Source organism: Streptomyces sp. NPDC102467 (assembly GCF_044765445.1).
In the GTDB taxonomy this organism is placed as follows: domain Bacteria; phylum Actinomycetota; class Actinomycetes; order Streptomycetales; family Streptomycetaceae; genus Streptomyces.
In genome coordinates this window covers 108,378-130,462 of sequence record NZ_JBIWKA010000010.1, presented here as the reverse complement: position 1 = coordinate 130,462, position 22,085 = coordinate 108,378, and the positions used below count along the sequence as shown (strand labels likewise).

20 protein-coding genes are annotated in these 22,085 nt (G+C 71.3%); 10 read left to right on the top strand and 10 right to left on the bottom strand.

The features are described from left to right. The first annotated feature begins 57 nt into the window (after window positions 1-57). Genes ACIREE_RS21940 through ACIREE_RS21925 form a run of 4 tightly spaced genes read left to right on the top strand, consistent with a single transcriptional unit; the run spans window position 58 to window position 4,687 of the window. Entirely contained in the window at window positions 58-1,140 is a 1,083-nt protein-coding gene (locus ACIREE_RS21940) for a thiamine ABC transporter substrate binding subunit (protein WP_404154580.1), read from the top strand. Further along, the gene (locus ACIREE_RS21935) at window positions 1,116-2,816 is read left to right on the top strand and encodes an ABC transporter permease (protein ID WP_404154578.1); all 1,701 of its coding nucleotides are present in this window, start codon (window positions 1,116-1,118) and stop codon (window positions 2,814-2,816) included. Before ACIREE_RS21940 ends, ACIREE_RS21935 begins: the two co-directional genes overlap by 25 nt. Then, on the top strand, window positions 2,816-3,865 hold the full coding sequence (locus ACIREE_RS21930) for an ABC transporter ATP-binding protein (protein WP_404154575.1): 1,050 nt from the start codon (window positions 2,816-2,818) through the stop codon (window positions 3,863-3,865). The genes ACIREE_RS21935 and ACIREE_RS21930 overlap by 1 nt, the downstream gene beginning before the upstream one ends. 9 nt (window positions 3,866-3,874) lie before the next feature. Continuing rightward, window positions 3,875-4,687: a maleylpyruvate isomerase N-terminal domain-containing protein gene (locus ACIREE_RS21925; protein ID WP_404154572.1), complete on the top strand. Its 813-nt coding sequence runs from the start codon at window positions 3,875-3,877 to the stop codon at window positions 4,685-4,687. A gap of 110 nt (window positions 4,688-4,797) precedes the next feature. Here ACIREE_RS21925 and ACIREE_RS21920 read toward each other — a convergent pair whose 3' ends face one another. Together ACIREE_RS21920 and ACIREE_RS21915 are read right to left on the bottom strand one after the other, a co-directional pair. Continuing rightward, the gene (locus ACIREE_RS21920) at window positions 4,798-5,484 is read right to left on the bottom strand and encodes a response regulator (protein WP_404155139.1); all 687 of its coding nucleotides are present in this window, start codon (window positions 5,482-5,484) and stop codon (window positions 4,798-4,800) included. Then, window positions 5,481-6,764, bottom strand: a complete 1,284-nt coding sequence (locus tag ACIREE_RS21915; RefSeq protein ID WP_404154569.1) for a sensor histidine kinase — start codon at window positions 6,762-6,764, stop codon at window positions 5,481-5,483. The genes ACIREE_RS21920 and ACIREE_RS21915 overlap by 4 nt, the downstream gene beginning before the upstream one ends. Before the next feature lie 143 nt (window positions 6,765-6,907). Here ACIREE_RS21915 and ACIREE_RS21910 point away from each other — a divergent pair, with 143 nt between their 5' ends. Beyond that, window positions 6,908-8,068: a glycosyltransferase family 4 protein gene (locus tag ACIREE_RS21910; RefSeq protein ID WP_404154566.1), complete on the top strand. Its 1,161-nt coding sequence runs from the start codon at window positions 6,908-6,910 to the stop codon at window positions 8,066-8,068. A gap of 25 nt (window positions 8,069-8,093) precedes the next feature. Here the strand turns inward: ACIREE_RS21910 and ACIREE_RS21905 are convergent, their stop codons facing one another. The 7 genes from ACIREE_RS21905 to ACIREE_RS21875 all read right to left on the bottom strand — a co-directional run bounded on the left by ACIREE_RS21905 (window position 8,094) and on the right by ACIREE_RS21875 (window position 14,714). Beyond that, a complete protein-coding gene (locus ACIREE_RS21905) occupies window positions 8,094-8,762 on the bottom strand; it encodes an LAETG motif-containing sortase-dependent surface protein (RefSeq protein WP_404154564.1) in 669 nt (222 codons plus the stop codon). A 193-nt stretch (window positions 8,763-8,955) separates the two neighbouring features. Further along, the gene (locus ACIREE_RS21900) at window positions 8,956-10,053 is read right to left on the bottom strand and encodes an LOG family protein (protein WP_404155136.1); all 1,098 of its coding nucleotides are present in this window, start codon (window positions 10,051-10,053) and stop codon (window positions 8,956-8,958) included. A 158-nt stretch (window positions 10,054-10,211) separates the two neighbouring features. Continuing rightward, window positions 10,212-10,619 (bottom strand): VOC family protein, encoded by a 408-nt coding sequence (locus tag ACIREE_RS21895; protein ID WP_404154561.1) that lies wholly within the window; start codon window positions 10,617-10,619, stop codon window positions 10,212-10,214. A gap of 109 nt (window positions 10,620-10,728) precedes the next feature. Next, a complete protein-coding gene (locus ACIREE_RS21890) occupies window positions 10,729-11,940 on the bottom strand; it encodes a hypothetical protein (protein WP_404154559.1) in 1,212 nt (403 codons plus the stop codon). Continuing rightward, entirely contained in the window at window positions 11,922-12,662 is a 741-nt protein-coding gene (locus ACIREE_RS21885; protein WP_404154555.1) for an ABC transporter ATP-binding protein, read from the bottom strand. Before ACIREE_RS21885 ends, ACIREE_RS21890 begins: the two co-directional genes overlap by 19 nt. Window positions 12,663-12,834: 172 nt before the next feature. After that, window positions 12,835-14,214, bottom strand: a complete 1,380-nt coding sequence (locus ACIREE_RS21880; protein WP_404154552.1) for an aspartate aminotransferase family protein — start codon at window positions 14,212-14,214, stop codon at window positions 12,835-12,837. Further along, a complete protein-coding gene (locus ACIREE_RS21875; RefSeq protein WP_404154549.1) occupies window positions 14,199-14,714 on the bottom strand; it encodes an Lrp/AsnC family transcriptional regulator in 516 nt (171 codons plus the stop codon). Before ACIREE_RS21875 ends, ACIREE_RS21880 begins: the two co-directional genes overlap by 16 nt. A gap of 166 nt (window positions 14,715-14,880) precedes the next feature. Here ACIREE_RS21875 and ACIREE_RS21870 point away from each other — a divergent pair, with 166 nt between their 5' ends. The 4 genes from ACIREE_RS21870 (at window position 14,881) to ACIREE_RS21855 (ending at window position 20,927) form a co-directional block, all read left to right on the top strand. Beyond that, window positions 14,881-16,323 (top strand): gamma-aminobutyraldehyde dehydrogenase, encoded by a 1,443-nt coding sequence (locus ACIREE_RS21870; protein ID WP_404154546.1) that lies wholly within the window; start codon window positions 14,881-14,883, stop codon window positions 16,321-16,323. After that, window positions 16,320-16,805, top strand: coding sequence for a DUF1990 family protein (locus ACIREE_RS21865; protein WP_404154543.1), 486 nt, complete (start codon window positions 16,320-16,322; stop codon window positions 16,803-16,805). The genes ACIREE_RS21870 and ACIREE_RS21865 overlap by 4 nt, the downstream gene beginning before the upstream one ends. A 152-nt stretch (window positions 16,806-16,957) precedes the next feature. Then, window positions 16,958-19,606 (top strand): MXAN_6230/SCO0854 family RING domain-containing protein, encoded by a 2,649-nt coding sequence (locus tag ACIREE_RS21860; RefSeq protein ID WP_404154540.1) that lies wholly within the window; start codon window positions 16,958-16,960, stop codon window positions 19,604-19,606. Window positions 19,607-19,724: 118 nt separating this feature from the next. Further along, window positions 19,725-20,927 carry a spermidine/putrescine ABC transporter substrate-binding protein gene (locus ACIREE_RS21855; RefSeq protein ID WP_404154537.1) on the top strand — a complete coding sequence of 401 codons (1,203 nt, stop codon included), beginning with the start codon at window positions 19,725-19,727 and terminating at the stop codon, window positions 20,925-20,927. Window positions 20,928-21,153: 226 nt separating this feature from the next. Here the strand turns inward: ACIREE_RS21855 and ACIREE_RS21850 are convergent, their stop codons facing one another. Then, complete coding sequence (locus ACIREE_RS21850) at window positions 21,154-21,282, bottom strand: hypothetical protein (RefSeq protein WP_404154534.1); 129 nt, start codon at window positions 21,280-21,282, stop codon at window positions 21,154-21,156. Between the two features lie 38 nt (window positions 21,283-21,320). On the opposite strand from ACIREE_RS21850, the gene ACIREE_RS21845 reads away from it, so the two are divergent. Further along, window positions 21,321-22,022, top strand: a complete 702-nt coding sequence (locus tag ACIREE_RS21845) for a hypothetical protein (protein WP_404154531.1) — start codon at window positions 21,321-21,323, stop codon at window positions 22,020-22,022. Window positions 22,023-22,085: the final 63 nt, after the last annotated feature.

Here is a 22,085-nt window from a genome sequence, read left to right as displayed (position 1 = left end):
TTCGGAGGTCTCCGGGCAGGGCCGCGTCTTCTCCTGGTCATTCCAGGAGGAATTCGAATGAGAACGAGCAAGAAGACGTACGTGGTCATGGCCGTGGGCCTCGGGCTTGTCGCGTTGTCCGCGTGCGGGTCGTCGAGCGGCTCGGGCTCCGGCGGCGACTCCAAGACCGTCACCCTCGTCAGCCACGACTCGTGGGCCGTCTCCAAGAACGTACTGAAGGACTTCGAGAGAAAGTCCGGCTACAACGTGAAGGTCCTGGAGGACGGTGACGCCGGGCAGGCCGTCAACAAGGCGATCCTCTCCAAGGGCAATCCGCAGGGGGACGTCTTCTTCGGCGTCGACAACACCCTGCTGTCGCGCGCGCTCGACAACGGAGTCTTCTCCTCGTACAAGGCCAAGGGTCTGGGAGAGGTGAAGAGCGAGTACCAGCTCGATGCCGGGAAGAATCGTGTCACTCCCGTCGACACCGGTGACATCTGCGTCAACTACGACAAGAAGTACTTTTCCGAGCACAAGTTGACGCCGCCCTCGTCCTTCGCCGATCTGGCCGAGCCGAAGTACAAGGATCTTCTGGTCACCGAGAACGCGGCCACCTCCTCGCCGGGCCTCGGCTTTCTGCTCGGGTCCGCCGCGCAGTACGGCGACGACGGCTGGCAGGGCTACTGGAAGAAGCTCGTCGCCAACGGTGTGAAGGTCGTCGACGGCTGGGACCAGGCCTACAACGAGGAGTTCAGCGGGAGCGCCGGCGGCAAGAAGGCGGGTGGCGAGCGGCCGCTCGTCGTCTCGTACGCGTCCTCGCCGCCCGCCGAGGCGATCTACTCCGACCCGCAGCCCAAGACGTCGCCGGTCGGCGTCTCGACCGGGACCTGCTTCCGGCAGATCGAGTTCGCCGGGCTGCTCGACGGGGCCGGGAACGAGAAGGGCGGGCAGGCGCTCCTCGACTTCCTGATCTCGAAGGAGTTCCAGCAGGACATGCCGCTCAACATGTTCGTCGACCCGGTGGCCGGGAACGCCACCGCGCCCGCCGACTACACGAAGTACGCCGCGAAGGTCGACGATCCCGAGACCATGAGCCCGCGCAAGATCGCGGACAACCGTGACAGCTGGGTCAAGGCGTGGACATCGCTCGTAAGGAAGTGACGGCGAAGACTCGCCCCGTACGAGTACGACGCCCGTCCGGGAGCGCGGCGCGGCTCGGCCTGATGGTCGTGCCCGTCGTGTTCTTCGGGGTCTTCTTCGCGTACCCGGTCGTCGCGATCGTCCGGCGGGGGCTGCACGTCAGCGGTGCCTGGCAGTTCGGGCGGATCGTGGACGTGCTGGGGGAGTCGGACATCCGGCACGTCCTGTGGTTCACGGCGTGGCAGGCCCTCGCCTCTACCGCCCTCACGCTGCTGATCGCGCTGCCGGGCGCGTACGTGTTCGCCCGGTTCGACTTCCCCGGCAAGCAACTGTTGCGGGCCGTCGTGACCGTGCCGTTCGTGCTGCCGACCGTCGTCGTCGGGACGGCGTTCCTGGCGCTGGTCGGCCGGGGCGGGCTGCTCGACGCGTTGTGGGGTGTGCGGCTCGACACCACGGTCTGGGCGATCCTGATCGCCCACGTCTTCTTCAACTACGCGGTGGTCGTACGGACCGTGGGCGGGCTGTGGTCGCAGCTCGACCCGCGCCAGGAGGAGGCCGCGCGGATGCTCGGCGCCTCGCGGTTCGCGGCCTGGCGGACGGTGACGCTGCCCGCGCTCGGTCCGGCCGTGGCGGCCGCGGCGCTCATGGTCTTCCTGTTCACGTTCACGTCGTTCGGGGTCGTGCAGATCCTCGGCGGGCCGGGCTACTCGACCCTCGAAGTGGAGATCTACCGGCAGACCGCGCAGATCTTCGACCTGTCGACCGCGGCCGTCCTGACGATCGTGCAGTTCGTCGCGGTGGGACTCATCCTCGGTGTGCACGCCTGGAGCGTCCGGCGCCGGGAGAGCGCGCTGCGGCTCGTCGACCCCGCCCACACCGCGCGCCGGCCGCGCGGGGCGGGCCAATGGGCGCTCCTCGGTGGGGTGTTGGTGACCGTCGCCGTGCTGATCCTGCTGCCGCTCGGCGTGCTGGTGCAGCGCTCGCTCGATGCCCCGGGCGGGTACGGGTTCGCGTACTACCGGGCGCTGGGCGACGCCGACGGCGGCACCTTCCTCGTGCCGCCCATCGACGCCATCGGGAATTCGCTGGAGTACGCGCTCGCCGCCACCGCCATCGCGCTGCTGGTCGGCGGGCTCGCCGCCGCCGCGCTCACTCGGCGCGCGGGACGCCTTGTACGCGGGTTCGACGCGCTGCTGATGCTGCCGCTCGGGGTGTCCGCGGTGACCGTCGGCTTCGGGTTCCTGATCACCCTCGACAAGCCGCCGCTCGACCTGCGGGCGTCCTGGATCCTGGTGCCGCTCGCGCAGGCGCTGGTCGGTGTGCCCTTCGTGGTCCGCACCATGCTGCCGGTGCTGCGGGCCGTCGACGGGCGGCTGCGGGAGGCCGCCACCGTGCTCGGGGCCTCGCCGCTGCGGGCCTGGCGGGAGGTCGATCTGCCCATGGTGCGCCGGGCGTTGCTGGTCGCGGCGGGGTTCGCGTTCGCCGTGTCGCTCGGCGAGTTCGGGGCCACCGTGTTCATCGCGCGGCCCGACAACCCGACCCTGCCGGTCGCCGTGGCGCGGCTGCTCGGCCGGGCCGGTGACCTCAACTACGGGCAGGCGATGGCCCTTTCGACGGTCCTCATGGTCGTCTGCGCCGTCTCCCTGCTGCTGCTCGAACGTATGCGGCCCGCGCGGGCCTCGACCGGGGAGTTCTGATGGCGGCCTTGCTCGCACTCGATGACGCGACCGTACGGTTCGGCGGGCGCGCGGTGCTCGACGGCGTGGACCTGGAGGTCGCCGACCACGAGATCGTGTGCGTCCTCGGCCCCAGCGGCAGCGGCAAGTCGACGCTGCTGCGGGCCGTCGCGGGCCTCCAACCTCTCGACCGGGGAAGGGTGTTGCTGGGCGGCCAGGACCAGGGCGCAGTGCCCGCCCACAAGCGGGGTGTGGGTCTGATGTTCCAGGACCACCAGCTCTTCCCGCAGCGGGACGTGGGCGGCAATGTCGCTTTCGGGCTGCGGATGCACGGTGCCGGTCGGAGCGAACAGGCTTCACGCGTAGGGGAGTTGCTCAAGCTCGTCGGCCTGCCCGGCGCCGAGCGGCGGGCCGTCGCCGCTCTGTCGGGAGGCGAGCAGCAGCGTGTCGCGCTCGCCAGGGCGCTCGCGCCGCGGCCCCGGCTGCTGATGCTGGACGAGCCGCTCGGCCAGCTCGACCGGTCGCTGCGCGAACGCCTCGTCGTCGAACTGCGGGAACTCTTCGGCGAGTTGGGGACCACCGTGCTCGCCGTCACACACGACCAGGGTGAGGCCTTCGCGCTCGCCGACCGGGTCGTCGTCATGCGCGACGGACGGATCGCCCAGTCCGGCACGCCTCTCGACGTGTGGCGGCACCCGGCCGACGAATTCGTGGCCCGCTTCCTCGGCTTCGACAACGTCGTCGAGGCAGCCGTATCGGTCTCCGGCGACGCCGCGGACACTCCGTGGGGCAAGGTGCCGGTGCCGCCCGGCTCGCAACCGGGCCCGGCCAAGATCCTCGTACGGCCCGCGGGAGTACGCCTGGTCGCCGCCGCCGACGCCCAGGTGACCTGCACCGTCGCCGCCCGCACCTTCCGCGGCACCCATGTCGCCCTGCACCTGCAGCCCGACGGCGCGCCCCGGCTCGAAGTGGCCTGCGCACTGCGCGCGGCGCCGGAGCAGGGCGCCGAGGTCGGCGTCGCCTTCGACGCGGCGGAAATCGTGGTGCTGGGCGGGGGACCGGCTACGTAGGGTCGGCGCATGACGACACCCGCGCCACAACCGACCGGACATCTCTCGCACGACCGATTCTGCGACGAAATCATCGCGCAGACAGGGGCGTTGAGGGAGCACCTGGCCGGCGCCGACCTCTCCGCGACCGTGCCGACCTGCCCCGACTGGAGCCTGCGCGAACTCGCCGAACACGTCGGCCGCGCCCACCGCTGGGCCGAGGCGATGGTGCGTACCCGGGCGGTCGAGGCGCTGCCCGAGGACGCGGTGCCGGACCGTGCGCCGGCGGACGACGCCCCCGCCACGCTCGATGCCTGGCTCGGGGACGGGGCCCGGCGCCTGGCGGAGACGCTGCGCGCCGCCGGGCCCGACACCGGCTGCTGGAGCTGGGCCTGGCAGCAGGACGCCGGGTTCTGGGCCCGCCGGATGACCCACGAGACGGTGATCCACCGGGCGGACGCGGCGCTCACCGTGCAGGCCGACTACGCCGTGGCGCCCGAAGTCGCCGCGGACGCGATCGACGAGTGGCTGCGGATCGTGCGCTTCGTCCAGGATGTGAACGCCCTGCCGGCGGCACAGGAGTTGAAGGCGGGCGGGCGCACCCTGCATCTGCACGCCACCGACACCGCCCCGGAGCTGGCCGCCGAATGGCTGGTCGAGCTGTGCGACGAGGGCATCGTCTGGCACCGCGACCACGCGAAGGCCGACGTCGCGCTGCGCGGCCCGCTGACGGCCGTGCTGCTCGCCTTCTACCGGCGTGAACCGCTCGACGCCGGCCGGGTCGAGGTGCTCGGCGACCGGCCGCTGCTGGACTTCTGGATGGAGCGGGCGTCCTTCGAGTGATCCCGGTGAGTCCCGGTGAGTCCCGGTGAGTCCCGGTGAGTCCCGGTGAGTTCCGGTGAGTCCCAGTGAGTCCCAGTGAGTTCCGGTGAGTCCTACGACCGTTACAGGATCTAGGACGCGGGTCGGACGAGGCCCGTCTCGTACGCGGTGATCACCGCCTGTGCCCGGTCGCGCAGCCCCAGCTTGGCGAAGAGCCGGTTGATGTGGGTCTTCACTGTGTGGTCGGTGATGGTGAGCCGGTCGGCGATCTGGGCGTTCGACAGGCCGCGCGCGATCAGGACGAGCACCTCCACCTCGCGGGTGGTGAGTCCTTCGACGCTGCGGTTCAGCGGTGCGGTGGCGCGCTGGCGCGTGAACTCGGCGACCAGACGCTTGGTGATCTCCGGGGACAGCAGGGCGTTCCCGGCCGCCACCACCCGTACGGCGTGCAGGAGTTCGGGGAACGTGGCGTCCTTGAGGAGGAAACCGGACGCGCCCGCGGCCAGCGCCTCGTAGACGTACTCGTCGAGCCCGAACGTCGTCAGCATCAGCGCCTTCGTCGCGCCCTGCGACGCGTCGAGGATGGTCCTGGCGGCCTCGATACCGTTCGTGCCGGGCATCCGGATGTCCAGGAGCACCACGTCGGGGCGGTGCTCGGCGGCGAGCCGCACGGCGTCCGCGCCGTCCTCGGCCTCCGCCACCACCTCGATGTCCGGCTGGGTCGAGAGAAGTCCGGCGAAGGCGGTGCGCACGACCGCCTGGTCGTCGGCGACCAGGGTGCGGATGACCGGCCGGGTGACAGGAGGGGTCGGCGTCACCACGGCAGCACCGCCTCCACCAGGAACCCGCCGTCCTTGCCGGGCCCCGCCCGCAGGCTGCCGCCGACCAGGGCGGCGCGCCGGCGCATGCCCGGCAGGCCGTGGCCGGGGGGTTTCGCCGAGGAGGGTGCGTCGGGCCCGGCTCCCGGCCCGTCGTCGATGACGCGAATGGTCAACTGGTTACGCCCGTAGGCGAGTTCGATGCGGGTGCGGGCTCCGGCGGCGTGCTTGCGTACGTTCGTCAGGGACTCCTGCACGATCCGGTACGCCGACAGCTCCCACGCGGCGGCCAGCGGCGCCCGCTCCCCGGTGACGGTCAGCTCGGCGGCGCCGCCCACCGTCCGGTGCTGCTCGATCAGCTCGCCGAGGCGGTCCAGGGAAGGCTGCGGGGCCGTCGCCGGGCCGCCGTCCTCGTGCAACACGCCCAGCAGGCGCCGTAGTTCGGCCATCGAGGAGCGGGCCGTACCGGCGATCTGCTGGAAGCCGTCGCGGGCCCCCGGCGACAGATCCGGGGTCGTGTACGTGGCGCTCTCCGCCTGCACCGCGATCATCGACACCGAGTGGGAGACGATGTCGTGCAGCTCTCGGGCGATCGCCGCCCGTTCCGCCTCCGCCGCCTGCCGCCGCTCCATGGAGATCAACTGGGTCTGCGCCAACTCCCGTTCGCTGCGGGCCTGTTCACGGGAGCGGACCGCGTCGCCGAGCGAGACGGCCGCCAGGATGAACGCCGACACGCCGAACGTCTCCGTGAACAGACTCAGGGCGCCCGCCTGGCCGAACGCCGGTATGTCCGGCAGGCGGTCGCTCCGCGCCCAGCTCGCGATGTGCACGAGGTTCACGCTGAGCGCGCCGAGGGCTCCGCCGGCCACCAGGAGCACGGGGTGCAGGACACGGTGCCGGCCCAGGACGTAGCAGCCCATCGGCCCGCAGGTCATCGCCGAGATCGACAGCGCCGTGTCCGCGCCGAAGCTCACCAGGGCGGCCGCGACGGTGAGCAGGGCGACGGGCGGACAGACGCGGCGCCACATCAGCGACGCGGCGCACAGGACGATCGCGGTCGTCATGGTGGCCGAGCCGGGGAAGAAGGTCAGCTCCGCGAGCGTGCCGACGGTGAGCGCGGCGCCCGTGACGTACGGATAGGACGGGGCGTCGGCCCAGGTCTTCCACGACGCCGCGTTGGTCCAGGTCTTCCACGACGGCGCGTTGGTCCAGGTCTTCCAGGACGTCGCGGTGATCCAGATTTTCCAGGACGTCGCGGCGGTCCGGTGTGGCGTGCTCATGCGTCCGATTGTGTCCGGCGTCCGCAGGGGCGGGCGTCGCCGCGGGGGTGGAGATCGTCCGGCGGTGTCATGCCACGGGTTGACGTACAGGTGCGGAGGCACGGTTGATGCCCTCGGCTCCGCCGGTTCCTAGCGTCGGGGGCATGTCTGAACTGGGTTCTCGCACGCACTCCGGGCCGCCGCGCACGCTCGTCGTCACCAATGACCTGCCACCCCGGCAGGGCGGCATCGAGGTCTTCGTCGACGGACTGCTGCGCCGCTTCCCCGCGGACAGCGCCGTCGTCTACGCCTCGTCGGAACCCGGCGCGGAGGCGTACGACCGGAGCCTGCCGCACCCCGTGGTCCGGGACGCCGCCCGCACCCTGCTGCCCACCCGCGGCACGGCCGAGCGGGCCGTCGCCCTGGCCCGCCGCTTCCGGTGCGACAGCGTCTGGTTCGGGGCCGCCGCACCGCTCGGGCTGCTCGCCGGGGCGCTGTGCCGCGACACCGGGGTGCGCCGCGTCGTCGCCACCACGCACGGCCACGAGGTGTGGTGGGCGAAGACGCCGGGCAGCCGGACGCTGCTGCGCCGCGTCGGGGCGGGCGCGGACGTCGTCACGTACCTCGGGGACCGTACGCGGCGGGCCATCGCGCCGGTGCTGTCGCCGGGCACCGGGCTCGCGCGGCTCGTGCCGGGCGTCGACGCCGAGGTCTTCCGGCCGGGCCTCGACCCGCGGCCCGTACGCGTCCGGCACGGCATCGGGGAGCGGGAGCCCGTCGTGCTGTGCGCCGCCCGGCTCGTGCCCCGCAAGGGCCAGGACACGCTCGTCGAGGCGCTCCCGATGGTGCGGCGCGTGGTGCCGGGGGCCCGGCTGCTGCTCGTGGGCGCGGGACCGTACGAGCGCGGACTCCGTCGACGGGCAGCAAAAGAAGGCGTGTTGGATGCCGTCGTCTTCGCCGGAGGGCGGGCGCACGCGGAACTCCCGGGGTATTACGCCGCCGCCGACGTCTTCGCGATGCCGTGCCGCACCCGGCGGGCCGGGCTCGAAGTGGAAGGGCTCGGAATCGTCTTCCTGGAGGCCGCGGCCGCCGGCCTCCCCGTGATCGCAGGGAACTCCGGTGGTGCGCCCGAGACCGTACGGGAGGGGGAGAGCGGGTACGTGGTCGACGGCCGGTCACCGGCGGCTGTCGCGGACCGCGTCGTACGGCTGCTGCTCGACCGGGAGTTGGCGCGCGCGATGGGCGCCAAGGGGAGGGACCGCGTACTCCGTGAGTGGAACTGGAAAGGGTCGTACGAGACGTTGGCCCACCTGCTCGGCCGATGACGCCCCGTACGACCCCTTCAGAGTGCTAGCGCTGGGTCGCGCCGCGCTTGCGCAGGGCGAACACCACGCCGCCACCCGCGACGACGAGCGCCGCGGCGATGCCGGCGAACAGGCCGGTGTTGCTGTTGGCACCGGTCTCGGCGAGGTCCGAACCGCCGGCCGGGGAGGCCGAGTTGCTCGGGGCCGGAGCCGCCGGGGTCGAGGACTCCGAGGTCGACGGGGTCGGCTTGGCCGTCTCGGCCGGCGTGCTCGGCGCCGGGGAGGACGCCGGCGGGGTGGACGCCGGCGTAGTCGGCTTCTCCGTGGCGCAGGCCGTCGCCGGGGTGGTGACGCCGCCCTTGATGTCCTCATCCACGTTGTACTTGTCCGTCTTCACGTGGACGCGGTAGTGGGCGTTCGGGGCCCAGTTCTCCTTGAACGTGACGGTGGTGCCCTGCTTGGAGCCCGTCACGGTCTCGGTGCCGACGAGCTTGCCCGCCTCGTTGTACAGGGTGATGGTGGCAGGCGTGCCTGAGGAGTCGACGTCAGTGACGGTGATGACGCCCTGCTCGCCTTCGCAGCTGGCTGTGGCGCTGAACTCACTGATGTTGCACGCCGAAGCGGTACCGGCGACACCCAGCGTCAGTGCGGTGGCGGCGGCCGCCACACCGGCGAAACGCGCGGCGCGTGCGGATATACGGGGGGTTACGGACACGGTTGTCCTTCACGGGATAAAGTGCAGAAATCGATGGGTACCGTAAGGGAACACGCGGCTCCCGCCTCAGTACCCTCACGGTCCCCTCACGTTTACAAGTGTCTATAACGTAGCGTCAATACGCAGAGGGTGCTGGGAGTTGAGTCTTGACCTGTACTTGACCTTACGTCCATCAGGTCGTTAGCTCCGGCCCTCAGCGCTCTCCATCGGCTCCCGCCATCCGCGCCAGCGCCTCGCCCGCCTCCTCCACCGTGTCGACGAGCGCGATGCGCGACTCCATCGACCGGCCGCGCGCGAGCGCCTGCAGCAGCGGCCACGCCGGCAGCCGCTCCGTCCAGTGCGTCCGGTCGACGAGGACCATCGGGGTCGGTTCGCCGCGCGACTCGTAGTAGTTGGGCGTCGCGTTGTCGAAGATCTCCTGGACCGTGCCGGCCGCGCCGGGCAGGAAGATGACGCCAGCGTTCGAGCGGGCCAACAGGCCGTCCTCGCGGGTGGCGTTGGCGAAGTACTTGGCGAGATGCGCGGCGAACGCGTTGGGCGGCTCGTGCCCGTAGAACCAGGTGGGGATGCCGACCGAGGCGCCGCCGCCCGGCCACCGCGAGCGCACCTCGAACGCGGCGCCCGCCCAGTCCGTGACCGACGGCGTGAACGACGGCTGTTTCGCCAGGAGTTGCAGCGCCTCGTCCAGCATGCCGTCGGCGAAGGGCGCCGCGTACCCGCCCAGGTTCGCCGCCTCCATGGCGCCGGGGCCGCCGCCCGTGGCCACCGTGAACCCGGCCCGCGCCAGCGACCGGCCGAGCCGGGCCGCCCCGGCGTACTCCTGGGTGCCGCGCGCCATCGCGTGGCCGCCCATGACGCCCACCACCCGCGCCCCGGCGAGGAGTTCGTCGAGGGCGTCGGAGACCGAGTCGTCGTGCACGGCGCGCAGCATGGACGCGAACACGTCGCCGTCGGCCTTGGTCCGCTGGAACCAGGTGTACGCGCGGGCGTCCGGCGTCGCCTCGTAGCCGCCCGGGTCGGACAGGCCGTCGAAGAGCTCGTCGGGGGTGTACAGGTGCCCCCGGTACGGGTCGAACGGGAGGCCGGGGACCGGTGGGAAGACCAGGGCCCCGGCGGCCCTGACCTGCGCGGCGGCCGCCGGGTCCATGGGGCAGCCGAGGAAGACGGCGCCCGCGACGTCGGCGGCGAGCAGCCGGTCCGTGCGGTCCGTCAGGTCGACGGCCTGCACGCGGTGACCGGCGAGTGTGCCCAGCGCGGCGACGGTCGCGTCGAACTCCGCGAGCGTCTCGATCTCGCGGTCGGACGTGGTCCCGGGCGTGGGGGCGGATGCGGATGCGGATGTCTCATGTGATGTCGGCTGCACCCGCCCATGCTAGGAGCCCGCCTGCGCACGGCGCCGGGCGCGGCTCCGATCACGGCACCAAAGCCGGTCCCCGGCCCGGTAGTTGCTCAGCCCTGGATGGCCGACGGGTCCATCCACGCGACCTCGAAGGTGTGGCCGTCCAGGTCGTCGAAAGCCCGCCCGTACATGAAGCCGTGATCCTGCTTCTCGCCGTGCTCGGTGCCACCTGCCGCGAGAGCCCGCTCGACCAGCTCGTCGACCTTCTCCCGGCTCTCCGCGCTCAGACACAGCAGCACCTCGCTGCTCGTCGTCGAGTCCACGATCGTCTTCCGGGTGAAGCCCGCGTACTTCTCCTTCGTCATCAGCATGAACACGATGGTGTCGCTGATCTCCACGGCGGAGGCGGTCTCGTCGGTGAACTGCTTATTGATGGAGTAGCCGAGCTCCGAGAAGAATTTCTTGGCGGCGTCCAGGTCGTTCACGGCCAGGTTCACGAAGATCATCTGCTGGTACATGGGGCCCGTCGCCTTCTGAGTCGGTCGGTGTCGTCCTCGTGTGCGGGAGTCGCGTGCGGGACTCCTGGAGGACTCGTACGCAGGATTAGACGGGCCGCGCGGGCGAAAGTCATCGGGACGACAGAGGAATGGCCGAAAGTTCCGAGACTGCCCAGGTCAGCGCTCCGAACATGGCCAGCAGGGCGCCTGCGCGCAGGGCCGCGGCGCCGCGCAGCATCGTCGCCGGGGCGCCGATCCGCAGGAGCGCGGACGTGGTGTGCCTGCGGGCCTGACGGGCCTCGACGGCCGCGGTCACCAGCGTGGCGAGGGTGCAGCCGACGACGAGCGCCGCGCCGAGGGCCGACAGCGGCCCGAGGCCGGGAGCGGCCGCTCCTGCGTGCCCGTACAGGATGTTCGCCGCGTACGCGGCCGAGGCGACCGCGCAGACGACGCCGAGCGGGCGCCCGATGCGCCGCGCCTCCTCCTGCAGTACGCGCCCGGCGAGCAGCCGGACGGCTCCCGGGCGCACCGCCTGAAGTGCCCGCCCGCACAGATAGGTGAGACCGGGTCCGGCGAGCGCCAGGCCGAGCGCGGTCAGCGCCCAGCCGGCCAGGGCTCCGCCGGGGCTGCCGCCGAGGCCGCCCGGCAGCGGCGGGCCGTCGGCGCCGCGCGCGTGCGAGGCGTACGTCTCCACGGCGAGGCCGGCGGCGAGCAGGGCGACCCCCCACGGCAGGCCGGTCGGCGCGGGCGTCGGCTCGGCGGCGGGCTGCTCGGGCTCGTCGGCCACCGACGTGCCGGGCCTGCCGGGCCTGACCCGCCCCGCAGGCTTGGCGATCCCGGGGCGCAGCACCACGGCGCTGGCGCCGGACGCGGCGAGCGGCACGAAGGTGAGCAGGGTGAGGGCGGCGGCCAGCGGCAACGGCCGGTCCGAGGCGAGGAGTCGATGTGCCGCTCCGTCGAACGGCAGCCCCGACAGGTCGCCGCGCAGATGCAGGAAGAACAGCAGCGCCAGCATCGAGCCGAGCGTGCAGGCGACCGCCGTGGAGATCGCGGCGAGGAGCGTCAGGCGGGCCGGGCCGAGTCCCACCGCGGACAGGCCGGGGCGCGGTTTCGTCGCCGGGTCCGAGCGGGCGACGGCGACCGCGAAGTACACGGTGGCGGCGAGCGGCACGGCGCACCAGACCAGGCGCAGCACGGCGTTCGTGGAGGCTTCGGGGTGGCCCATCGCGTAGCCCAGCGTGCACAGCAGCAGGAAGCCGGTGCCGGCCGAGGCGGCGGCGACCAGGAGTCTGCGGAGCTGGACCAGGGGACGGGCGCCGCGGGCTAGACGGAGAGCGAGCACTCGGCCCGGCCTTCCGTCCCCGCGGTCCCCGCGGGCAGGTGCACCGTGGTGACGAGGCGCCCGTCGAGCAGCGCCACCGTGCGGTCGGCGAGCGCGCTGACCTCGGGGTCGTGCGTGGCCAGGACGACGGTGATGGCGTGCGAGCGGGCCGCCGCCGTCAGCGTGCGCAGGACGTGCGCGCGGTCGGCGCGGTGCAGGGTCGCGGTCGGCTCGTCGGCGAAGACCACGTCCGGGGCGTGCACCAGGGCGCGGGCGATGGCGACGCGCTGCCGCTCGGCCATCCGCAGGGCGCCGGGGCGCTTGCGGGCGAGGTGGCCGACGTCGAGCCGGTCGAGCCACTCCTGGGCGGCGGCCTTGGCGGGGCGCCGGCCGGTGCCGCGCATCATCAGCGGCAGGGCGGTGTTCTCCCACACGTTCAGCTCGGGGACGAGGGCGGGCTCGGGGTCGATCCAGCCGAACCGGTCGCGGCGCAGCCGCTCGCGCACCAGCGGGCCCATGGTGTGCACCGGGGTGCTGTTGAACCACACCTCGCCCTCCCGCGGCAGCAGCTGGCCCGACAGGCACTGCAGCAGGGTCGTCTTGCCGGCGCCGCGTGGGCCGCTGACGGCGAGGATCTCGCCCTCGCGGACGCCGAGCGACACGCTTGTGAGCGCGGGCGAGCCGTTGTGGGAGAAGTGCAGGGCGCGTGCCCAGAGCACGTCGTTGTCCGGCGGGGCCACCATGGCGTACACCTCGTTCAGATCAGTTGCCTTCCCCCATACGGGGGAACGAAGGCGGGGCCGATCGGTCACTGGGCACGGTAGGTATCCATGGGCGGGCGCCGGAGAAAGGACGCGGCCCGGCCGCCCCCATCTCACTCGGATGGGCGCAGCCGGGCCGGTTACTGAAGGCTGATCAGATCTTCGTCCAGGCCTCGGTGAGCACCTGGCGGACGATGCCCTCGATCTCGTCGAACGTCGACTGGTCCGCGATCAGCGGCGGGGAGAGCTGGATGACCGGGTCGCCGCGGTCGTCGGCGCGGCAGTACAGGCCGTACTCGAAGAGCTTCTTGGAGACGAAGCCGTAGAGCACGCGCTCCGACTCCTCGTCCGTGAAGGTCTCCTTGGTGGCCTTGTCCTTGACGAGCTCGATGCCGTAGAAGAAGCCGTTGCCGCGGACGTCGCCGACGATCGGCAGGTCGTGCAGCTTCTGCAGCGTCTGGAGGAAGTTCGCCTCGTTGTCGAGCACGTGCTGGTTGAGGCCCTCACGCTCGAACAGGTCGAGGTTGGCGACGCCCACGGCCGCGGAGACCGGGTGACCGCCGAAGGTGTAGCCGTGCAGGAAGGTGTTGTCGCCCTTGTAGAACGGCTCGGCGAGCCGGTCCGAGATGATGCAGGCGCCGATCGGGGAGTAGCCCGAGGTCATGCCCTTGGCGCAGGTGATCATGTCCGGGACGTAGTCGAACTTGTCGCAGGCGAACATCGTGCCGAGGCGGCCGAAGGCGCAGATGACCTCGTCCGAGACGAGCAGCACGTCGTACTGGTCGCAGATCTCGCGCACGCGCTGGAAGTAGCCGGGCGGCGGCGGAAAGCAGCCGCCGGCGTTCTGTACCGGCTCCAGGAAGACGGCCGCGACCGTCTCCGGGCCCTCGAAGAGGATCTCCTGCTCGATCTGGTCGGCGGCCCAGCGGCCGAAGGCCTCCGGATCGTCGCCGTGGATCGGGGCGCGGTAGATGTTCGTGTTCGGCACCTTGTGCGCGCCGGGCACGAGCGGCTCGAACGGGGCCTTCAGCGCCGGGAGTCCGGTGATGGACAGGGCGCCCTGCGGGGTGCCGTGGTAGGCGACCGCGCGCGAGATGACCTTGTACTTCGTGTGGTTGCCGGTGAGCTTGTGGTACTGCTTCGCCAGCTTCCACGCGGTCTCGACGGCCTCGCCGCCACCGGTGGTGAAGAAGACCTTGTTGAGGTCGCCCGGGGCGTGGTGGGCCAGGCGCTCCGCCAGCTCCACGGCCTTGGGGTGGGCGTACGACCAGATGGGGAAGAAGGCCAGCTCGGCCGCCTGCTTGGCGGCGACCTCGGCGAGCTCACGGCGGCCGTGACCGGCCTGGACCACGAAGAGGCCCGCGAGCCCGTCGAGGTACTTCTTGCCCTGGTCGTCCCAGATGTAGGTGCCCTCGCCACGCACGATGGTGGGAACGGGCGCGTTCTCGTACGACGACATACGCGTGAAGTGCATCCACAGGTGGTCGTACGCGGTTCGGCTGAGGTCCTTGCTCACGGCTATCGGGTTCCCCACATATAGGTCTGCTTCTTGAGCTTGAGGTAGACGAAGCTCTCGGTGGAGCGCACTCCGGGGAGGGCCCGGATGCGTTTGTTGATCACGTCCAGAAGGTGGTCGTCGTCCTCGCAGACGACCTCCACCATCAGGTCGAACGAGCCCGCGGTCATCACGACGTACTCGCACTCCGGCATGGCCGTCAGCGCGTCGGCCACGGGATCGAGATCGCCCTCCGCGTTGATCCCGACCATCGCCTGCCGCCGGAAGCCCACGGTGAGCGGGTCCGTGACGGCGACGATCTGCATCACGCCCTGGTCGAGCAGCTTCTGGACGCGCTGGCGCACGGCCGCCTCGGAGAGGCCCACGGCCTTGCCGATGGCGGCGTACGGGCGCCTGCCGTCCTCCTGGAGCTGCTCGATGATGGCGAGGGAGACGGCGTCCAGCGGCGGACTTCCGCCGTTCCTCTGACGGGGTCCCTTGGGATCTGCGCTGCGACTGGCCACGACCTCACTCTGCACGAGGACTCGACAGTTCCGCAAGCCTGGATCGATGTAATTCGTTGTCTACGCGTCCGATCGTCACGGATTTCGTAGGTGCGGGGGAGTGGGGGGTGTCGAAAACGTCGGTGCTCGGATTAGGGTGGGTGTCTCAAGCAGTGGACACCCGACATAAGGAGGCCGGTCAGTGACCACCAGTGAGCTGCGTCGTCTGCGTAATTACATCGATGGCGAGTTCCGGGACGCCGCCGACGGCCGGACCACCGAAGTGGTCAACCCGGCCAACGGCGAGGCGTACGCGACCGCCCCGCTCTCCGGGCAGGCCGACGTCGACGCCGCGATGGCCGCCGCCGAGGCCGCGTTCCCGGCCTGGCGCGACCAGACCCCGGCCGAGCGTCAGAAGGCCCTCCTGAAGATCGCGGACGCGTTCGAGGAGCGGGCCGAGGAGCTCATCGCGGCCGAGGTGGAGAACACGGGTAAGCCCATCGGGCTCACCCGCAGCGAAGAGATCCCGCCGATGGTCGACCAGATCCGCTTCTTCGCGGGCGCGGCCAGGATGCTCGAGGGCCGCGCGGCCGGTGAGTACATGGAGGGCCTCACCTCCATCATCCGGCGCGAGCCGATCGGTGTCTGCGCGCAGGTCGCGCCCTGGAACTACCCGATGATGATGGGCGTCTGGAAGTTCGCCCCCGCGCTCGCCGCGGGCAACACGGTCGTCCTCAAGCCCTCCGACACCACCCCGGCCTCCACCGTCCTGATGGCCGAGATCATCGGCTCGATCGTCCCCAAGGGCGTCTTCAACGTGGTGTGCGGCGACCGCGACACGGGCCGCGCCATGGTCGAGCACCCGACCCCGGCGATGGCGTCCATCACGGGCTCCGTGCGCGCCGGCATGCAGGTCGCCGAGTCCGCGTCCAAGGACCTCAAGCGGGTCCACCTGGAGCTGGGCGGCAAGGCCCCGGTCGTCGTCTTCGAGGACACCGACATCGCGAAGGCCGTCGAGGACATCTCGGTGGCGGGGTACTTCAACGCGGGGCAGGACTGTACGGCCGCCACGCGCGTCCTCGTACAGGAGTCGATCCACGACGAGTTCGTGACCGCGCTCGCCAAGGCCGCCGCCGACACCAAGACCGGCCAGCCGGACGACGAGGACGTGCTCTACGGCCCGCTCAACAACCCGAACCAGCTCAAGCAGGTCTCCGGGTTCATCGAGCGCCTCCCGGCGCACGCGAAGGTCGAGGCCGGTGGCCACCAGGTCGGCGAGAAGGGCTACTTCTACGCCCCGACCGTCGTCTCGGGCCTCAAGCAGGACGACGAGATCATCCAGAACGAGGTCTTCGGCCCGGTCATCACCGTCCAGTCCTTCACGGACGAGGCACAGGCCACCGAGTGGGCCAACGGCGTCGACTACGCCCTCGCCTCCTCGGTGTGGACCAAGGACCACGCGCGCGCGATGCGCATGTCGAAGGTGCTCGACTTCGGCTGCGTCTGGATCAACACGCACATCCCGCTGGTCGCCGAGATGCCGCACGGCGGCTTCAAGAAGTCCGGCTACGGCAAGGACCTGTCCGGGTACGGCTTCGACGACTACACGCGCATCAAGCACGTGATGACGTCGCTGGACGCGTGAGACTCACCTATCCGGAGGCCACCGGCGCGACCCTGACGGACGGAGAACTCCCGTCGGGGTACGCCCACTTGGACCGCCGCGTCCGGCTCGGCTCGGGCACCGAATGCTTCGAGCGGGCGGGTGCGGCGGTTCTCGCGTGGGGTGCGCAGCGCGGGGCCGGACTGCGGGTGACGCCGGGGGACGACGTCCGTGCGGGTGCGGATGTCGTGTTGCGGCTGCTGTGGCTGCGCATTCCCTGCCGGGTGGTGGCGGTCGTACGCGACAGCTCCCGCATCGGCTTCGCGTACGGGACGCTGCCCGGACATCCGGAGTGCGGCGAGGAGGCGTTCGTCGTGACGCGGGACGCGGACGACTCCGTCTGGTTCCGGATCCGGGCGTTCTCGCGCGCCGGGCGGTGGTACACGCGGGTCGGGGGGCCTGTGGCGCGGGCTGTGCAGGGGTGGGTGACGGGGCGGTATCTGCGGGCTGTTGCCCGCCTGTAAATGCGGTGCGTCCCGCGACGGACCAGCCGTACTGTGAGCTGCGCGGGGGCGGCTCCGCGGCGTGCTTCCTTCTCTTCTCTCTCTGAAAAAGAACCGTAGTGCGCCCACTTCCCGCCCCCGCGTTGTCGTGAACGTACGGGGGCGAGCGGGACATGAACCAGGAGATCGCGGCGCTGATGCTGCGACGCCGGCAGCAGGTGCACGTCGAGGAAGGCGCGGGCCCGACCCCTTCCGTCACCGCCGCCGGAGTCGTCGTCCTGGAGGCCGAACTCGCCGGTCTCGGCCATCTGTTGGCCGCCCCGCTGCGCCGCGCACTCGGCATGCTCGACGAGGACGCGCTCGCCCGGGCCGGGACGCGGCTGCTCGCCGATGTCGCCGCGCTCACCGGCGCCGACCGGCACCACGCGCCCCTGTTCCGCAGCTTCCCGCAGGACGTCCCGTACCGGCAGGCACACCGTCTCTACACCAGCCACATCCTCGCCGCGCTCGGCGCGCAGCCGCATCAGCCGTGCATGGACTGCGGCCGTCCGGGCCGCGAGGTGCGGGCCATGGCCCCCTGCGCGCACCTGTTGTGTGCGTCCTGCCTGGCCGAGATCGACTTCGGGTGCTGCGATGAGTGCTGCACCTGGTACGCGTGCCCCGTCTGCGAGAAGCGGTACGACACCGACGGGCCCGTGCGGCCCTGGCTCGACGTCCCCTCCTACGAGGGCGTCCCCTCCTTCGAGGGCGTCCCCTCCTTCGAGGGCGACCCCTCCTTCGAGGGCGACCGCGACGTCCTGCGCACCCTCAGCCTGTGCACGTCCCTCGACGACGGCGCCGCCGCCGAGCTGCGCGCCCTGCTCGCCCGCCGCACACCGCTGGACGCGCAGGACCACGACGACCTCGTGCTCCTGCTCAACACGCTTGCTCCCGCGGCACTTTCGCACGTCCTGCCGGAAGAGATTCCCGTACGTGAGTCAAAGGCGCTCGTCCTCGCGCTGCTCGCCGAACACGAGCCGGACGCGCTTGACGGATACATCGACACCGCCACCGACGTACTGCGTCTGCTCGTCGTGCGCTCGGGCGGCGACCCGGACCTGCTGGAACCCGTGCGGCTGCGCAGTGTGCCGCGGGCGCTGCGGCGCCGGCTGCTCGGAGCCCTCGACAGGCTGGACCTCCGGTCGGTGGGTGCGGACATGCGGCGCAGGGCCGGCGCGTTCAAGCGGGTCGGCGAGGTGCTGCACCCCTTCGAGCACGCCCGCCGATACCCGCGGGCCGTCCTCGCCTTCGCCGTGCTGCGCGGCCTGAAGCTCGCCAACGAAGGGGAGTTCACCGACGCGCTGCTGCGGGAGGCCTCCCGCCACGGCGATGCCGTCCGGCTCGTCGGCGACCGACTGCGCCTGGACACCTGGGCGGGCGGAGTGGAGAGCGCCCTCGCGGCCTGGGACATCCCCCGCGCCACCGAGCTGTTGAGCGACCGCCCCGGTGAACTGCTGCGTCGGCTCGACGTGTTGCTGTCCCGGTCCGTGGTGGCGGGGACACCGGAGCTGGTGACCGAGGCGCTCGGTGAGGCCGTGCCGGGGACAGGGGTGGGACCGCTCCTGGGAGCCTGGGGCAAGCTCGCGGTGCGCACCGTACCCGGGCACCGGCGGGTCTTCTTCCCGCGCGGCCGTGTCACCAAGGCCTACGCGACGGATGACCACCGGCCGCCCCTGCTCCGGCGCGCCGCCGATCGTGCCGCCGAGCTGATCGAGGCCGAGGCGGTGCGGCGGATGGATGTGCCGCACGACCGCTACGACGTCGCCGTGCTCGACGCGACGCTCGCCGACCTGCCGGTGCCCTACGCCGAGCGGGCCTCGGCCGCCTCGCTCGTGGCGGTGCCGCGCGGCAGTTCGCTGCGGCTGCCCGCGCCGGGTGACGGGCGCTGTCTTCGGCTTTTCCTGCACTGGATGCAGGTGAAGGGGCAGCGTGTCGACCTCGATCTGTCGGTCGCCTTCTACGACGACCAGTGGCGATTCGTCGGGCTCTGCGACTACACCCGCCTGGAGTGGGGCGGCGAGGCCGCGCTGCACTCCGGTGACCTCACGTCGGCGCCCGCCCCGCACGGCGCCACCGAGTACGTCGACCTGCACCTCGGGCGGCTCCGCGGCGTGGGTGTGCGGTTCGCGGTGCCTGTCGTCCTGTCGTACAACGACGTGCCCTTCGATGAACTCCCCGACGCCTTCATAGGGTTCATGGGGGTGGAGCGGGGTGTGCGCGGGAAGTTCGACGCGCGGGCCGTGCGGCAGCGCTTCGACCTCGCCGGTGACGCCAAGGCGCTGGTGCCGATGGTCGTCGACCTGCGGACCCTGCGCGGCTGGTGGGCCGATGTGGCGCTGCCGGTCGGCGAAGGGAACCACAACGTATGGCGGCACAAGGACAGCCTGCGCCGCCTCGGGCGCGACCTGCTCGATGCGTTCCAGGCGGGCGACCGGGCGACGCTGTGGGACGTGGCGTGCTGGGCGGCGGCCGCACGGACGGACGGCGACATCGTCGTACGCGGCCGGAGCGCGGCCCACTGGGTCTACCGCCGGGGCGACGGCGAACCCCGCGCCGAGTTCGCGCTGCGGGTGCGCGAGGGCTGGGAGCCGGATCAGGTGTCCGCCCCGGCCGCACTCCCGGGGCGGCGTGTCTTCGCCGCCGTGGAGTACGCCGAGCTGACGGACGTCCAGGCGGATTCGGGAACCCTGTACCGCCTGTTTCCGGGTGAGGCCGACGCGGCCGGGCTCGACCGCGTGACGGCCGGGGACCTGGTCGGCTGGCTGACCCCGGGCACGGGCTGAGAGCGGGCGCCGCGCCCGGGGGCCGGCTCTCGCAGGTCGACAGGGTGTCGGCTGGGGCCCGGCCCGCTCGACGCAGCGTCCATTGCCCGGGACGGGACGGCGGCGGCATCCTGCGTGCGTGCGAGCCAACCGCGTCACCTCCCGGGTCCCCCGTCGTTCCCTGCTGCGCGCCCTGGGCGGTGGTGCCGGGGCCGTTGCGGTCGGCGCCCTCGCGTCGGGGTGCGGGGTGCCCGCGGCGTACGTGCGGCCGGGGGACCGCGCCGGGCAGGACCTCTCGCCCTCGGACAAGCGGCTCACGTGGGCGAACTGGCCGCTCTACATCGATGTGGACGACGACGATCCGTCGAAGCGGCCGACGCTGGACGCGTTCGAGAAGCGGACCGGCATCCAGGTCGAGTACACCGAGGAGATCAACGACAACGACGAGTTCTTCGGCAAGATCAGCCCGTCCCTGATGAACCACCAGAAGACCGGCCGCGACCTGCTCGTCATCTCCGACTGGATGTGCTCACGGTTCGTACGTCTCGGCTGGGTCCAGGAGATGGACCGCGCGCGCCAGCCGAACGTCACCAAGTACCTGGACCCGCTGCTGCGTTCGCCCGCCTTCGACCCCGGCCGCAAGTACACCGTGCCGTGGCAGTCCGGCATCACCGGCATCGCGTACAACAAGCGCCGGCTCGGCCGCGAGATCCAGCACGTCTCCGACCTGTGGTCCGACGACCTGAAGGGGCGCGTCACGCTCCTGTCCGGCCTCGACGAGTCCTTCGCGCTCCTCATGCAGGGCAACGGCGTCGACATCACCAAGTGGACGGCCGACGACTTCCACACGGTGTGCGACCAGGTCGAGAAGCTCGTGAAGTCCAAACACATCCGCCGCTTCACCGGCAACGACTACATCAAGGATCTGTCGAGCGGGGACGTGCTGGCGTGCCAGGCATACAGCGGCGACGTCATCCAGCTCCAGGCCGACGACCCGGACATCGAGTTCGTCGTGCCCGAGGAGGGTGCCGAACTGTGGGCCGAGTCCCTGATGATCCCCGACCTCGCCGACCACAAGGCCAACGCCGAGCGCCTGATCGACTACTACTACGAGCCCGAGGTCGCCGCCGAACTCGCGGCGTGGGTCAACTACGTCTGCCCGGTCCCGGCCGCCAAGGACGTCCTGGCCTCGTCCAAGGACAGGGAGACCGCCGAACTCGCCGAGGACCCGCTGATCTTCCCCGACGACACGATGCGTTCGCGGCTCGCGATCGCGCGGGACATCAGGCCGTCGGAGCGGACGGAGTTCGCGAAGCGGTGGAACGCGATCGCGGGGTTGTAGGGCTCGGGGCGCTTCGTGCGTCCTCGCGTCAGCCGATCGCGAGGCGGGTCTTCCATTAGCTGCGCGGCGAGATGATCTCGGTGCCCGATCCCGGCAGTGTGGCTCTGGCCCCGGCACGGTGCCGTCCTGGGCCGTGACGATGTCGCGCTCGGTCCAGGTCGTTGCGGCGAGGCGCACCGCCTTGTCGATCGTGGCACCGTGATACCCGCTCAGCATCCAGAACGCGTCACGCCACCGCCCCGGCCGCCGGTACCGGCGGCATCGACTTCGGCGGCACGGCGACCGCGACCGCGACGCGTGGCTCGACCCGGGCCGTTCCCGCCGACGCGGCTGGCGAGTGCACTCCGCCGCACATGCTTTAGTCACTCCTTCCAGACCTCGAAAGGCGGCTCCGTGGCCGGGGAATCCCTGTTGGTGTGTACGGAGCGGTCCGATGCCCCGCTCTACGAGAAGATCAGTTCCGCTATGGAGCCTTTCGGTGGTGAGGGGACCGGGGAGTGGGCGACCTGGTGGATCGGAGAATCCGGCAGTGAATTCATTGTGAAGTCCGGGAGTGAGGGTGACCCCCGGCTGCTGCGGGAATTCACGAACGCGCGTGGGGAGCTTCGCGACATCCCCCCGCATCTGTGCGACGGCGGGCCCGTGGGTCTGCTCGATCTGGCAGCGCATCGTCTCCGCGCTGCTGAGCGGGCCCGGGAGCGGTGGACGATGTGGCAGGGGCTCGTCCGGCAGTTTCCGGCCGCACGGACGCTGCGGGAGTTCATGGACAAGGACCCGGAGGCCACGGAGATCCGCCCCGGGAAGGCGTGGGTGCGGTACCGGAGTCAGCCGCTCATGACGTATGTTCTGGCCCGTCCGGAACTGCACCAGAAGGTCGGCGACGATGCCGTGGCGACATTCGGCATTGGGCTCGATGCGTACATGGCCAGGTGCTCGCGGCGGGCGTTCGCTGTGGACTCCCTTCTGACCGTGGGCGGGGAATGGGTGGACGTGGGCTCCTTGTCGACAGCGGATGAGTACTACGACTTCTTCTCCAAGAGTGTCGAAACCTTGGAGCCGGACAACGGAATCGCGTTCCTGACGTACCGCTGCTGAGAGCTTGTCTTCGGTCCGCAGAGGGGCCGGCCGCCGTCCACGGCCCCGGCCCCTCACTCGTCG